Annotated in this window: 13 protein-coding genes and 1 riboswitch; of the genes, 7 read left to right on the top strand and 6 right to left on the bottom strand. The window is 61.9% G+C overall.

What is annotated here, in order from left to right:
* Window positions 1–179: 179 nt before the first annotated feature.
* Both E5X88_RS11415 and E5X88_RS11410 read right to left on the bottom strand, forming a co-directional pair.
* Window positions 180–797, bottom strand: coding sequence for a cupin domain-containing protein (locus E5X88_RS11415; RefSeq protein ID WP_292161336.1), 618 nt, complete (start codon window positions 795–797; stop codon window positions 180–182).
* Window positions 798–933: 136 nt separating this feature from the next.
* Window positions 934–1,290: a hypothetical protein gene (locus tag E5X88_RS11410; RefSeq protein ID WP_292161335.1), complete on the bottom strand. Its 357-nt coding sequence runs from the start codon at window positions 1,288–1,290 to the stop codon at window positions 934–936.
* Between the two features lie 173 nt (window positions 1,291–1,463).
* On the opposite strand from E5X88_RS11410, the gene E5X88_RS11405 reads away from it, so the two are divergent.
* Entirely contained in the window at window positions 1,464–3,155 is a 1,692-nt protein-coding gene (locus tag E5X88_RS11405) for a winged helix-turn-helix domain-containing protein (RefSeq protein ID WP_292161334.1), read from the top strand.
* A gap of 275 nt (window positions 3,156–3,430) precedes the next feature.
* Here E5X88_RS11405 and E5X88_RS11400 read toward each other — a convergent pair whose 3' ends face one another.
* Entirely contained in the window at window positions 3,431–4,453 is a 1,023-nt protein-coding gene (locus E5X88_RS11400) for a substrate-binding domain-containing protein (protein WP_292161333.1), read from the bottom strand.
* Window positions 4,454–4,815: 362 nt separating this feature from the next.
* On the opposite strand from E5X88_RS11400, the gene E5X88_RS11395 reads away from it, so the two are divergent.
* From E5X88_RS11395 to ugpC, 5 genes are all read left to right on the top strand, one after another.
* A complete protein-coding gene (locus E5X88_RS11395; protein ID WP_292161332.1) occupies window positions 4,816–6,171 on the top strand; it encodes an ABC transporter substrate-binding protein in 1,356 nt (451 codons plus the stop codon).
* A 236-nt stretch (window positions 6,172–6,407) separates the two neighbouring features.
* Entirely contained in the window at window positions 6,408–7,421 is a 1,014-nt protein-coding gene (locus E5X88_RS11390) for a carbohydrate ABC transporter permease (protein ID WP_292161331.1), read from the top strand.
* Window position 7,422: 1 nt separating this feature from the next.
* Complete coding sequence (locus E5X88_RS11385) at window positions 7,423–8,577, top strand: carbohydrate ABC transporter permease (protein ID WP_292161330.1); 1,155 nt, start codon at window positions 7,423–7,425, stop codon at window positions 8,575–8,577.
* Between the two features lie 2 nt (window positions 8,578–8,579).
* The gene (locus E5X88_RS11380) at window positions 8,580–10,244 is read left to right on the top strand and encodes an alpha-glucosidase (RefSeq protein ID WP_292161345.1); all 1,665 of its coding nucleotides are present in this window, start codon (window positions 8,580–8,582) and stop codon (window positions 10,242–10,244) included.
* Between the two features lie 24 nt (window positions 10,245–10,268).
* The gene (ugpC, locus tag E5X88_RS11375; RefSeq protein ID WP_292161329.1) at window positions 10,269–11,381 is read left to right on the top strand and encodes a sn-glycerol-3-phosphate ABC transporter ATP-binding protein UgpC; all 1,113 of its coding nucleotides are present in this window, start codon (window positions 10,269–10,271) and stop codon (window positions 11,379–11,381) included.
* A gap of 76 nt (window positions 11,382–11,457) precedes the next feature.
* Here the strand turns inward: ugpC and E5X88_RS11370 are convergent, their stop codons facing one another.
* From E5X88_RS11370 to E5X88_RS11360, 3 genes are all read right to left on the bottom strand, one after another.
* Window positions 11,458–11,694, bottom strand: a complete 237-nt coding sequence (locus tag E5X88_RS11370) for a DUF680 domain-containing protein (RefSeq protein ID WP_292161328.1) — start codon at window positions 11,692–11,694, stop codon at window positions 11,458–11,460.
* Window positions 11,695–11,842: 148 nt separating this feature from the next.
* Window positions 11,843–12,064, bottom strand: a complete 222-nt coding sequence (locus tag E5X88_RS11365) for a DUF680 domain-containing protein (RefSeq protein ID WP_292161327.1) — start codon at window positions 12,062–12,064, stop codon at window positions 11,843–11,845.
* Window positions 12,065–12,210: 146 nt separating this feature from the next.
* Window positions 12,211–12,414 (bottom strand): DUF680 domain-containing protein, encoded by a 204-nt coding sequence (locus E5X88_RS11360; RefSeq protein ID WP_292161326.1) that lies wholly within the window; start codon window positions 12,412–12,414, stop codon window positions 12,211–12,213.
* Between the two features lie 521 nt (window positions 12,415–12,935).
* Window positions 12,936–13,139, top strand: a riboswitch (cobalamin riboswitch).
* Window positions 13,140–13,355: 216 nt separating this feature from the next.
* Here E5X88_RS11360 and E5X88_RS11355 point away from each other — a divergent pair.
* Window positions 13,356–14,603 carry an aromatic ring-hydroxylating dioxygenase subunit alpha gene (locus tag E5X88_RS11355; protein WP_292161324.1) on the top strand — a complete coding sequence of 416 codons (1,248 nt, stop codon included), beginning with the start codon at window positions 13,356–13,358 and terminating at the stop codon, window positions 14,601–14,603.

Here is a 14,603-nt window from a genome sequence, read left to right as displayed (position 1 = left end):
GAAACGCCGGCCGATAGGCTACAGAAGGTGTTGCAATGACCTATTGAACCCACCGGACCAAAACTGACATTCGATGATGCGTGTAAGCGAAAATCCAAAATTCTGGAATCTTGCGGATCTTCGCTGGGGTGCCGCCTCAGCTCGTTCCGAACATTCGCGCCACCCCGGGAAATGTCGCCTCAGTCGAGGCTGGCCGGTGACGAGAACGGCCGATCGGCGTCCGCCACGAAGATGGCCAGCTCATCGAGATCGGCTGTGCCGGCGCTGAACACTTCCATCGGCGTGTCAGCCCCGTGTCCGGTCATGGCCGTGCCGGCTTCAGCGTAGGTTACGCCGTGGGGCGTTCTCTGGCCGAGCTTGCCAGCCAGCACATAGAAGGCCTCCGGTCCCGGATGCGTATGGATCGGCGTCTTGGCGCCGGGCGCTCCACCGGCGCGGTTGACGCGCAGCAAATACTGGCTGGCGCTGATCGGCGAAAGGGGTCCGATCTCGACGACCTTGGTTCCGCCAGGCGTGGAGCCATCCTTCGGTCCAAGCGTGAACAGCCAGACCTTGCCCGCGACCTCCGCCGCAAGCGAGGTCGGACCCGCAGCGCTCTGGGCCTGCGCCAACGTTGGGAAATTTTCCAGCCGCCAAAACAATGGTCCGGGCGGCAGTTCCTTCACCTTTTTCTCAACCACAGGCTCGACGAAGAATTTGCCTTCTGCTGGCATAGAGGCTGACATCATCAGCCCGAAAGCACACAGTGAGAACATAAGCGCACCGACACGACGCGCTCTGAGGGATCGCAGGTTCATGGTGGGTCCTCCTATCGATTTCAACAAGTCCCGGAATACGGTTGGGTCGCGACTGCGAGGCATTGGCAATTCGGCTGCACCGTAAATGCCGGCCACAGCCGACCTGACACCGACGTGGTCATGATCCCCGCAGCAGTCACGCTGATCCGGGCGGCGCAAAGAAGCAGAAGACGGTGGCCTGCGTCGGGTAAAGGCAGATGTGATAGTTGCCGTCGCCCGACCTGATCTCACTGCCGTACGGGATACGGAAGTTCTGTTTTCGCGTCACCAGATGATGGTCGCCGGGGAACAGCACTACGGCAAAACCATCTGGCGCTTCCCTCACTGAGTTGGCTGGGATCATTTGGCAGTCGCCGATGGCGCCATCGCCGTTGCAGCAGCTGGGCGGGTAGTACCATCCCGTTCCGGCATCGTGCGCGTAGACGCCCGGCGAACAAAGAGCCCCGCCCACGAAAATGACGGCAACGGTCGGCAAGGGACGGCGTCTCAGCATTGAACCGATTCCAAATCTTCGGAACGACTGAAACACTGGATCGCCGCCGCACCAATGTAACGAACAACTGGTGATAGTTCGGTGAAAATTTGCCGAAAACAAAGATGTTCCATCAGCATTCAAGCTTTTGCAGGCATCTGCTATAATGACTCCCCCGCGGTGGGAGGCGGAGGATGGATTCCCGGGCTGCCCGGACATTCGCCATCAACGGCGTCATCGTCGATGTTGCCGGAGGGTTTGTGCGTGACCCGGAAGGGCGCGAGATCGCCCTCAGACCGCAGGCCTTCGACCTCCTGAAATATCTCCTGGAAAACGCCGGCCGCCTGGTCACCAAAGATGAGCTGATGCAGGCGGTGTGGCCAGGCGTATTCGTCACCGATGACAGCCTGGTTCAATGCGTGCGCGACATCCGCCGCGCGCTTCACGACGAGAGCCAGTCAGTACTTAAGGCGGTGCCGAAACGCGGATACAGGCTGGTGATCGCGGCCGCGGACCCGCCTTCGGCGCCGGCAAGGTGGAAATGGACCGCGGCGGCTGTGGCGCTGGGCCTCTTGTTGGCGGGAGGCGCAGTCTGGCTCTTCATGGGTTCCGCCATCGAGAAGCGTTCTGACACGGTCCTGCCATCCGTCGCGGTGCTGCCGTTTCAAGCGATCGGCGGCGAAGCAAGTGTGCAGCGTCTGGCCGGCGGCCTCACCGAGGATATCATTACCGATCTCGCACGGTTTCCTGAATTCCGGGTGATTGCCCATAACTCGACGGAAGTCTACGAAGGCAAGCCGGCCAACCCGACTGAGGTCGCTGCAGCGCTCGGCGCGGACTTTGTGGTCGAAGGCTCGATTCAACGCCAAGCCGATCGGGTGCGGGTTACGGCTCAGTTCATTGACGCGAAGACCGGTAAGCATCTATGGTCGAACCGGTGGGACCGGCCGGACCGGGACTTGTTTGCGATTCAGACGGAGATTGCTGAGCAGGTCTCCAACCGGCTTGGTGGCGGCGCTGGCCTGATCCAAGAGGCAGGTCGGATAACGGCGCACCGCAAACCTCCCGGCAACCTCAACGCCTACGAACTCTACCTCCTCGGTACCGAGAAGCTGGAACAAATCAATCGCGCCGACGTCGAGGAAGCCATCAGACTTCTCAGCCGCGCTATCGAACTGGACCCTACGCTGGCCCGCGCCTGGGTGGAACTGCACCATTCGCATTCTGTGCTGGCCAGTTTCGATGTCGAACCCGAAAAGAATCGACGTATCGCCGCCGAAGCCGCTAAACGTTCAGTCGCGCTCGATCCGGCCGATGCCGAAGCGCATGCCGTTCTCGCCCGGAGCCTGATCGTAAAGGGTGATCTCGCGCGCGCCAAGGCGGAATTCGACGCGGCCCTGCAAATGGCTCCAAATCAGTTCGAGATCGTGACCTTTTATGTGCCTTGGGCTTCGACTTTTGGCGAGGCCGAGCGGGGCGCCGAAATGGCTGATCGGGCGATCCATCTCAACCCGAACTACCCGTTGTGGAGCACCAGGCTTTTTGCCCACGCCTATTTCATGGTCGGCCGCTACGACGACGCGCTGCTAATGATGGACCGGTTGGCGCCGGAGAATTATGGGATCTGGGGATGGACATATCGCCCCGCCGCGCTGGCGGCAGTTGGGCGTACCGAGGAAGCGAAAACCCTGATCAGCGAGGCCCTCAAACGGTTCCCCGACCTGACCATCGAGGGAAGGGTGAACGAACCTCTTGTCCACACGGATGCGGACCGCAAGCGTCTCATAGAAACCATGCGCATTGTCGGTTTCCCGCCCTGCGCCAGGCCCGAGCTACTGGCGAAGATCGACAAACCGGTGCGTCTTCCCGAGTGCCTTGCAAAATGATGGTCGTGGTTCGGGCGTTGGCGTGTTGGCAACGGCGCTCGTTATGCGCCACGCGGCAACGGCGAATGAACATGACCCCAGCCGCCATGCCAATTCGGCTTCGGTTCGATCCGATAAAACATGCGGGATCCGCGCAAGTGGATAATTTCACTTCATGCGGCCCTTCCCTGTCTCCAGCCTGCCTTCGCTCGTTAAGCCCATCGCAGCTCGGGCGTTATCGCTTGAGCCAGGTTGCCATTTCCGCGCCGTTCTAGGTGCCTTGAATGGGTTTGACCCTACGCCGGCGCGCCGGCGACCGATCCCCTGATCACCAGATCGACCGGCCAGACCTCGCCGCGGGCGCCCTCTTCCAGGCCGGAGATCCGCGCCGCCAGCCGCTCGGCGACGCGCGCGCCGGCCAAACGAATCGACGAACGCGTCGTCGACAACGGCACCGAAAAATTCTCCGGCTTCAGCCAGGGGAAGACATCGTCATGGGCGATCAGCGACAGGTCGCCCGGAATGGTCAGGCCGAGGTCGCGTACCGCGCGCACGACGCCGAGCGCCATGATCAGGCTGGAGCAGGCGATCGCGGTCGGCGCATCGCTGCGCTCGAGCAACCGTCTGGCGGCGCGGTAGCCGTTCTCCTCGGTCATGGCCATGGAACAGACATGGCCTTCGCCAAGCACCAGACCGCTCACCGCCAGTGCCCGGCGCACGCCACGCTCGCGGTGGATAGCGAAGGTCTCGCGGTCGTCGCCGTTGATCAGCGCCAGCCGCCGGTGACCGAGCTGGACGAGCAGCCGTGCCGCCTCGTGGAAGGCGCCCTCATTGTCGATGTCGGTGAAGGGGTAATCGAAATCGAGGCCTTCGCTGCGGCCATGGACGATGAAGGGGATGCCGAGCGTGCTGACCAGCGCCACCCGCCGGTCGGCTGGCCTCGGCGAGGAGATGTAGACGGCGTCGACCTGCCGGTTGGCGACGATACGCCGGTAGGTCGTCTCCTGGTCGTCGGCATCGGCCGGGGACAGCACCAGGTCGAGCTCGTGCGAACGGGCGTAGTCGCCGAGGCCGGACAGGAATTCGACGAAATGCGGGTCGATGTCGACGGCCGTCCCGGTCGGCAAGACATAGCCGATCATCCCGGTCTTACCGGTCGCCAGCCGGCGCGCGCTCGGGTTGGGGCGGTAGCCGTGGCGCTTGGCGGCGTCGATCACCCGCCGACGCGTTTCCTCGTTGACTTCCGGGTAGCCGTTCAGCGCGCGGCTTACCGTTGTCTGCGAAAGCGCCAGCATGTGGGAGAGCTGTTTGAGGTTCACAGGAGGCCTCCAAGCCTCAAAGCGCTTTTAATCATGGAATGCCGGCGGCCTGGGAAAGCGCTGCCGAACATGGAGACCATAAACACCGTTTCTGGCCGGTTTGAAGTAAAATTTACTGCTGCATCGCCAAAAAAGCATGCTGCAGCGCACTTGCATGCTCAACCATCAGAGGACTTAAATCGATTAGTTTCTTCTCCCTCTTGACTCCTGATCGATTCAGTGGCGTGATCGGAAAAGCCAAAGCGCTTTGGAAGACTCTTCGAAAGGTTGTGGTTCCTTTCCGATTGAGTCACAGTCCTGCAGCGTCGGCGGACGGAATGGAGGTTTCGTCCGGGTGTTTGTGACCACTGGGAGGAATTCCGATGAAGAAAATGCTTCTGCTGGGCGCCGCGTTTGTCACGCTCGCCCTGGGCGCGCCGGCGCAAGCCGAACTGAAGTTCAAGCCGGGTGAGGACCCCCGCTTCAACTGGGCGAACTACGAAGAGCTCAAGAAGGTCGATCTCAAAGGTGAGACCCTATCGATCTTCGGGCCATGGCGCGGCGAGGACGAGGGCCTTGTGCGCACCGTTCTCGACTATTTCTCGGAAGCCACCGGCGCCCAGATCAAATACTCCTCGTCGGAAAATTACGAACAGCAGATCGTCATCGACACGCAGGCCGGCAGCCCGCCCAACATCGCCGTGCTGCCGCAGCCGGGCCTGATCCAGGACCTGGCGTCCAAGGGCCTGCTGACGCCGCTCGGCGACGACACCGCCAACTGGGTCAAGGACAATTACGGCGCCGGCCAGTCATGGGTCGATCTCGGCACCTTCAACGACAAGGACGGCAAGCCGGGCTTCTTCGCCTTCCCCTACAAAGCCGACGTGAAATCGCTGGTCTGGTATTCGCCCGACAATTTCGAGGAAGCCGACTACGAGGTGCCGAAGACGCAGGAAGAGCTCGCCGAGCTCGAAAAGAAGATCATCGCCGACGGCGGCACGCCATGGTGCATCGGGCTCGGTTCGGGCGGCGCCACCGGCTGGCCGGCGACCGATTGGGTCGAGGACATCATGCTGCGCACCCAGACGCCCGAGACCTACGACAAGTGGGTGAAGAACGAGATTCCGTTCAACGATCCCGCGGTGGTCAACGCCATCGACATTTTCGGCAAGATCGCAACCGACGACAAGATGGTCGATGGCGGCGCCCAGGCGGTTGCGGCGACCGACTTCCGCGATAGCCCCAAGGGCCTCTTCTCGGTGCCGCCGAAATGCTATCTGCATCACCAGGCGTCGTTCATCCCGACCTTCTTCCCGGAAGGCACTGAGATCGGCCAGGACGCCGACTTCTTCTACTACCCGCCCTACGCCTCCAAGGCCGACCTCGGCACCCCGGTGCTCGGCGCCGGCACACTGGCCATGATCACCAAGGACTCCAAGGCCGCACGCGCCTTCATCGAATTCCTGAAGATGCCGCTGGCCCATGAGATCTGGATGGCCCAGGGCGGCTTCGTGACGCCGCTGAAGTCGGTCAACAACGACGCCTATGCCAGCGAGGCGCTGAAGAAGCAGGGCGCAATCCTCGCCGAGGCCTCGACCTTCCGCTTCGACGGGTCCGACCTGATGCCGGGCAAGATCGGCGCCGGCGCCTTCTGGACCGGCATGATCGATCTGGTCGGCGGCAAGTCCGCCCAGGACGTCGCCACCGACATCCAGAAGAGCTGGGACGCGATCAAGTAGGCGGCCCCGGCTGAACATTCGGACTACCGATCCCAAATGGATTCGGGCTATTGGCCCGGATTCGACCGGCGGCCCGCGCCGCAACGATTTTTATGAGCATATTCCGGCATGACGCGCGACCAGCAAGAGTGGAGCCCTGCCTTGCCTCCGGTCGCGCTCCAAACAACTGAATCGGCGCATGATCCCGTCGCCAAAGCCATTCTCGACTGGCGGATCATGCGCAGAGGGAGGGACCCGTGGCGGCTCAGATTTTCTCGGCCATATTCGTCATCATCGCCGGCGTCGGCGGCTGCGTCGCCTATTTCTGGGGCGCCAACAGACTGGTGGACATCATCTTCCCATCGCGCGGTGTCGCCGGTGCCGCGGCCATCGACAATCTGCGCCGGCAGGGGCTGATCCGGCCGTGGCTGTTCGTCGGCCCGGCGATGATCATCCTCACCATCTACCTGATCTACCCGGTCGTGGAGACGCTCAGGCTGTCGTTCCTCGATCGCGGCGGCGCCAATTTCGTCGGCTTCGCCAATTATGAATGGGCGTTCGGCGACCGCGAGTTCCGCAGTTCCATCCTCAACAACATCATCTGGCTGGCGGTCGTGCCCGCCGCCTGCACCTTCCTCGGTCTGATCATCGCTGTCCTCACCGACAAGATCTGGTGGGGCACCATCGCCAAGAGCCTCATCTTCCTGCCGCTGGCGATCTCGTTCGTCGGCGCCAGCGTCATCTGGAAATTCATCTACGAGTATCGCGGCGCGGGCCAGACGCAGATCGGCCTGCTCAATGCCATCATCCAGTATTTCGGCGGCCAGCCGCAGGTCTGGATATCGCTGCCGTTCTGGAACAATTTCTTCCTGATGATCATTCTGATCTGGATCCAGACCGGCTTTGCCATGGTCATCCTGTCCTCCGCCTTGCGGGGTATTCCCGAAGAGACACTGGAAGCGGCCGTCATCGACGGCGCCAATCCGTTCCAGATATTCTGGAAGATCATGGTGCCGCAGATCTGGGGCACGATCGCCGTCGTGTGGACCACCATCACCATCCTGGTGCTGAAGGTTTTCGACATCGTGCTGACCATGACCAACGGCCAATGGAACAGCCAGGTCCTGGCCAATCTGATGTTCGACTGGATGTTCCGCGGCGGCGGCGATTTTGGCCGCGGCGCCACCATCGCCATCATCATCATGCTCGCGGTCATTCCGATCATGGTCTGGAACATCCGCCAGGCCAACAAAGAGACGGGAGGACATTGAGATGGCCGTGTCGACCGGAAAGTCCTTTGCCAGCCGTTTCGGCGTCCATATCGCGGTCTTCATCTTCGTCGCGATCTGGACCGTGCCGACGCTCGGCATTCTCGTCTCGTCGCTGCGCGACAAGGACCAGATCATCGCCTCGGGCTGGTGGAACTCGTTCGCCAGTTCCACCCAGACGGAAGCGGGCCGGCTGCCACCCGCCTCGGCGCAAGTCGAGAAGGACGGCAAGTTCGTCCTCGAGGGCAACATCTTCGGCGACGATCCGGCCCGCGACATCAGCGCCTTCGGTGTCAAATCGGCGGCGCCGACGCAATATCCCGCCGGCACGACGGCCGATCTCGGCGACGGCGAGACCTTGCAGATCAATGCCGACGGCAGTTTCGTCATGACCTCAACAAAGCCCTTTGAGGGCGAGCGCGGCCAGCGCGTCTACTACGCCTCGTCGGCACCGCCGAAATTCACCACCGACAATTACGATACGGTGCTGTTTTCGGAAGGCATCGGCCGCTCCTTCATGAATTCGCTGACCGTCACCATTCCGGCGACCGTCATCCCGATCCTGATCGCGGCGTTCGCGGCCTATGCACTGGCCTGGATGCGCTTTCCCGGCCGGGCGCTGCTCATCGCGGTCATCATCGGCCTGTTGGTCGTGCCGCTGCAGATGTCGCTGATCCCGCTGCTGAAACTCTACAACGGCGTCGGCAGCTTCTTCGGCGTGCCGTCGAAAACCTATCTCGGCATCTGGCTGGCGCATACCGGCTTCGGCCTGCCTTTCGCCATCTATCTCTTGAGAAGCTACATTGCCGGCCTGCCGCGCGAAATCATGGAATCGGCGCGCATCGACGGCGCCAGCGATTTCGAGATCTTCGTCAAGATCGTGCTGCCGCTGTCGTTCCCGGTGCTGGCCTCCTTCGCCATCTTCCAGTTCCTCTGGGTGTGGAACGATCTGCTGGTCGCGATGGTTTTCCTTGGTACCGAGGGGGACCAGATCGTGCTGACCGCCAAGCTCAACGCGTTGCTCGGCTCGCGCGGCGGCGATTGGGAGATCCTGACGACGTCGGCCTTCATCACCATTGTCGTGCCGCTGATCGTGTTCTTCTCGCTGCAACGCTATTTCGTCCGCGGGCTGCTCGCCGGTTCGGTGAAGGGAGGTTGATGATGCAATCCGCCGTGAAAGCGACCGTGAAACCCGACCTCGCCGTCGACAGCGACTGGTGGCGAGGCGCCGTGATCTACCAGATCTATCCGCGCAGCTATCAGGACTCGAACGGCGACGGCGTCGGCGATCTCAAGGGCATCATCGGCAGGCTGCCCTATGTCGCGGCGCTCGGCGTCGACGCCATCTGGATCTCGCCATTCTTCAAGTCGCCGATGAAGGATTTCGGCTATGACGTATCCGACTTTTGCGACGTCGATCCGATGTTCGGCACACTGGCCGATTTCGATGCCCTGACCGCCGAGGCGCACAGGCTCGGGCTCAAGGTGATGATCGACGAGGTGCTGTCGCATACCGCCGACAGCCATCCGTGGTTCAAGGAAAGCCGCTCGAACCGCAGCAATCCCAAGGCGGACTGGTATGTCTGGGCGGATGCCAAGCCCGACGGCACGCCGCCCAACAACTGGCTGTCGATCTTCGGCGGCTCGGCCTGGCAGTGGGACACCAGCCGCCAGCAATATTACCTGCATAATTTCCTGGCCGAGCAGCCCGATCTCAACTTCCACAGCCGCGCGGTCCAGGACGCGCTGCTCGACGTCACCCGCTTCTGGCTGGAGCGCGGCGTCGACGGCTTTCGCCTCGACACCATCAACTTCTACTTCCACAGCCAGGGCCTGGAGGACAATCCGCCGCTGCCCCCCGAAGAGCGCAACGACCAGACGGCGCCTTCCGTCAATCCTTACAACTACCAGGACCACCTCTACGACAAGAGCCGCCCCGAAAACCTCGGTTTCCTCGAACGCTTCCGCGCCCTGCTCGACGAGTATCCGGCGACGGCCGCGGTCGGCGAAGTCGGCGATTCACAGCGTGGGCTGGAGGTGGTGGCGGCCTATACCGCCGGCAGCAAGCGCGTGCATATGTGCTACTCGTTCGACTTCCTGGCGCCTGAGAAGATCAGCGCGGCAAAGGTGCGTTCGGTGCTGGAGGCCTTCGGCAAGGTCGCCAGCGACGGCTGGTCGTGCTGGGCCTTCTCCAACCATGACGTGATGCGCCCTGCCTCGCGCTGGGCGGCCGGCGAGGCCGACCCGACCGCTTATCTCAAGGTGATCTCGGCGCTGCTGATGTCCCTGCGCGGCTCGGTCTGCATCTATCAGGGCGAGGAACTCGGGCTCGGCGAGGCCTCGCTGCAGTTCGAGGACCTGCAGGACCCCTACGGCATCCGCTTCTGGCCGGAATTCAAGGGCCGCGACGGCTGCCGCACGCCGATGGTCTGGGATGGCGCCGCCATGAATGGCGGCTTCTCCAAGGCAAAGCCATGGCTGCCCGTGCCCGCCAAGCACCTTTCGCAAGCGGTCAATGTGCAGCAGGGCGACGACGGTTCGCTGCTCGAGCACTACCGGCGCTTTCTCGCCTTCCGGCGTTTGCATCCGGCGCTGGCCAAGGGCGATATCGACTTCATCGAAAGCGAGGGCGATACGGTTGCCTTCACGCGCCGCGAGGGCAACGAGCAGATCGTCTGCGTCTTCAACCTCGGCAGCCGACCGGCCGAAATCGATCTCGGCGGACGCTCGCTGCAGCCCTTGCCGGGGCACGGGTTTTCGGGACAGACTGGCGCCGGCTCCATCCGCCTCGGCGGCTACGGCGCCTGGTTCGGGCGTATCGACTGAATCTGCAATTCACTGGAGGGAATCATGGCCGATGTCACGCTAAGGCAAGTGAAGAAATCATACGGCAATCTCAATATTCTCCACGGCATCGACCTCGACATAAAGTCGGGCGAGTTCATCGTCTTCGTCGGCCCTTCGGGCTGCGGCAAGTCGACCTTGCTTCGCTCCATCGCCGGGCTTGAGGAAATCACGTCCGGGGAGCTCAAGATCGCCGGCGAGGTGGTGAACGACGTGCCGCCGTCGAAGCGAGGCATCGCCATGGTGTTTCAGTCCTATGCGCTCTATCCGCATATGACCGTCTACGACAACATGGCGTTCTCGATGAAGATCGGCAAGGAGAGTAAGGCCGAGATCGACAAGCGGGTGCGCCAAGCGGCGGAAATCCTGCAGCTGACCAACTATCTCGACCGCCTGCCCAAGGCGATGTCGGGCGGCCAGCGTCAGCGCGTCGCCATCGGCCGCGCCATCGTGCGCAACCCGAAGGTCTTCCTGTTCGACGAGCCACTGTCGAACCTCGACGCGGCACTGCGCGTCGCCACCCGCATCGAGATCGCCAAGCTCAAGGAGTCGATGCCTGCCACGACGATGATCTACGTCACCCACGACCAGGTCGAGGCGATGACGCTGGCCGACCGTATCGTGGTGCTCAAGGAGGGCCATATCGAGCAGGTTGGCACGCCGATGGAGCTCTACAAGAAACCCGGCAATCTGTTCGTCGCCCAGTTCATCGGCTCGCCAGCCATGAACATCCTGCCGGCGACGATCGACAAATCAGGCAATCCGACCATCGTCAGCCATGTCGGCGGCCGCAAGGCGACGGTGCCGATCGCCACGCCGGCGTCAGCGAAGGGCGCTTCGGTGAGTTTCGGCGTGCGGCCGGAGGATCTGGTGATTGCCACCGGAGCGGATTATCTGTTCGAGGGGACGGTGGACTATGTCGAGCAGCTCGGCGAGGTTCAGCTCGTTTATGTCGACATCGGCCGCGCCGACCTGCCGCTGGTGACCAAGCTGCCCGGCAATGTCGAGGTCAAGCGGGGTGCTGCGCTGCGGTTGAGTGCCGATGCCGGCGACCTGCACATCTTCGATGCCGACGGACATTCCTTCACACTCCACAAGGCGGAAGCAAAGGCGGCCTGAGGGCGGGGTAGTTTGGCGAAGGCAAAAAACAAGAGCGGCGGGCCAAGCCCGCCGCTCTTGTGCGTTCAGGTCGCTGTTAGCGGCCGAACAGGTTCCGGTCGCTGCCCTGCGGGGCGGACTTCTGTACGTCGCCCGACGAATTGAGCAGCTTGTAGACCGGCGAGCCGGTGTTGCGTACCGAAGACGTCTGCGTGTTGTCGACGTTGACGGTCGCCTGCTTGTTGATATCGGTTCCGCCAACGTTGTCGTTGCGGGCATAGGCGCTGCCGGCAGCAATCAAAAGCGCGGCGGCGGTAAGAGCGATCGTCTTCATTTTCAATACTCCTGGATTTTCGCATTCCACCAGCGCGGTGGGCAAATGCCACCGCCGCTGTTTGTTTGACCATGATCTCCAGCGAAAACCGGTTTCCACTTCTTGCTTCGCTGACCTTCGGTTCGGGATCGTGGTCTGGAACCGGCTGTTAGTTGTTGCCGAAGAGGTTACGGTCGCTGCCGTGGACGGGCTTCTCGTCAGCCGGAACCGGATTCTGGGCCGGAGCCGAATTCCGAACCGAAGCCGTGTACGAGCTGTCGACTGCGGCGGCCGGCTGGTTGGCGCCGTTCGATCCATAATTGTCGCTACCGGCAAAAGCGCTGCCGGAGATGGCCAGAATGGCGGCGGTGGCAAGAACGATCTTTTTCATTTTTAGTACTCCTGAATTCCTAGGATCCCGAGCGGCGGACCTTGCCGCCGCTTTGTCTTTCGTTTGACCATGATCTCCAGCGAAAACCGGTTTCCACTTTTTGCTTCGCTGACCTTCGGTTCGGGATCATGATCTGGGATCAGCTGTTAATTGTTGCCGAAAAGGTTGCGGTCAGCGCCCTGGACAACGGGCTTTTCAGCGTGAGCCGGCGTCTGAATGGAAGCCGTGTACGAGCTGTCGACTGCGGCGGCTGGCTGGTTGGCGCCGTTGGACCCATAATGGTCGCTGCCGGCAAAGGCGCTGCCGGTGATGGCCAGAACGGCGACGGCAGTAAGAGCGATCTTTTTCATTTTTAATACTCCAGTATCTTTAGTTTTCCGTCCGTCTAGCGGCGTGTCTTGGGAGGAATTCGCGTCGTTCGGACAGCCCCGATGTGGGAAGGCCATCCTGCGGATTCCAATCACGAAGTTGTTCCGCGTGGACCAAGAATCTGCATCTTGAAATTGCGCCAGAGGTTCCTACAACCACAATTTTCCGCTTTATTATCAGTCTGTTAGCTCAAACGTGCCATCCGGCCATTTGACAGATTGGCGAGCCAGCGTTCACACCGTCCTGCACGCAGTGTCAACAGAAACGAACCGTTCGGTTCGATTTTAGAAATCCCTTAAAAAGCATTTCGAAGCCTGCTAACGAATCGTTAACCAGTTCGGCCCCCGATAATGGGCCAAATCCGGCCATGCTTTCGGGCCGGCAATGCTCGGCGATGGGCGATTTCACCCCGCGTTCTTTCCGGTCCAACAGGATTCGTGGCCGTGTCGCGCCACATGGATACGATGTCGCTTTCATGCCGACAGTCGGCCGGCGGTCATGGTTAGATCACGCCAACTCAGGTGCCGCCTGGTGACGACCAAGCGGAGAATTGGGAAGCCGGTCAGAACCCGGCGCTGCCCCCGCAACGGTGGTGGAGTTCAAGTCGCAACGGGAGACCACTGGGCCACAAGCCTGGGAAGGTGTCGCGATGAGTCCGCAAGGACACTCCAGAGCCCGGAAACCAGCCCGAGATTCTAGACTCGACTGATCGCGGTGGGCGGTCAAGAGGCGGATAGTGCATGCCCGGCCGTATCGCCGGCGTGCAGCCGATCCTTCCTCCATCACCACCAGTTCAGTCCTTGGAGCGACGTGCGTCCACTTGGACGCACAGAGTACGCTCCAAGACTTTGAATCTGCGCATCGTGCTTTCCGAAAATCGATTCCGATTTTCGGGCCGATGCGACGAGTATGAGGACAGGACATGGATGCGCGCAACGACATGCTGAGGCTCCTGCACGGCCGCAGGCAAGGCTATTCGCTGGAACAGCCCTTCTACACCGATGCCGATTTCTTCAAGCTCGACATGGAGCTGATCTGGTATCGCGACTGGCTGTTCATCGGCCACGATTGCGAGTTGCCGAAGCCGGGCAGCTACATCACCGTCCAGATCGGCGACTATCCGGTCGTGCTGGTCCGCGACCACCACGGCAAGATCAACGCTTTCCACAATTCCTGCCGCCATCGCGGCAGCCGGGTCTGCAACGCCGACAAGGGCACGGCGGCGAAGCTCGTGTGCCCTTATCACCAGTGGACCTACGAGTTGGACGGCCGGCTTTTGTTCGCAAGGCAGATGGCGGATGGTTTCGACAAGAGCCAGTTCAACCTGAAGCCGGTCGCCTGCGAAAGCGTCGGCGGTTACATCTTCATCTGCCTGGCCAAGGAGCCCGCGGATTTCGCGCCGATGCGCGCGATGGTCGAGCCTTACCTCCTGCCGCACCGGCTGCGCGAGGCAAAGGTCGCCTTCGAATCGACCATCGTCGAGAAGGGCAACTGGAAGCTCGTCTGGGAGAACAACCGCGAGTGCTACCATTGCGCCGGCAACCATCCGGAACTGTGCAAGACATTCCCGGAAGCACCGACCGTGACCGGCGTGCAAGGCGCCGACAGCGACCCGGAGATGCTCGCGCACTGGGCGAAATGTGAGGCGGCGGGCTTGCCGAGCAAGTTCCGCATCGATCCGGCCGGGCAGTATCGCGCCACCCGCGCGCCGCTGCTGCGCGACGCCGTCAGCTATACGATGACGGGACGGCGCGCGGTGAAGAAGAACCTTTCCGACAGCGTTTCGACAGACCGCATCGGCTCGTTGCTGCTCTACCACTATCCGACGACCTGGAACCATATCCTCGGCGATCATGCCGTCACCTTTCGCGTGCTGCCGATCAGCGCCACCGAAACTGCCGTCACCACCAAATGGCTCGTTCACAAGGATGCGGTGGAAGGCGTCGACTACGACCTCGCCGAACTCACCCATGTCTGGACCGAGACCAACGACCAGGACCGCCGCATCGTCGAGGAAAACGCCTTCGGCATCCTGTCGCCGGCCTATGAGCCCGGCCCCTATTCGGAGCTGCACGAGGGCGGCGTCATCCAGTTCGTCGAATGGTACGCGTCCTTCATCGGGCCGCGCCTGGCCGAGGACGGCCGGCCGGCGTTGCGCAGCGTCGCCTGA

It is taken from the genome of Mesorhizobium sp. (genome assembly GCF_004962245.1).
Lineage (GTDB): Bacteria > Pseudomonadota > Alphaproteobacteria > Rhizobiales > Rhizobiaceae > Mesorhizobium.
Note: the sequence above shows the minus strand (reverse complement) of the source record. Positions and strands in the feature narration are given on the sequence as shown.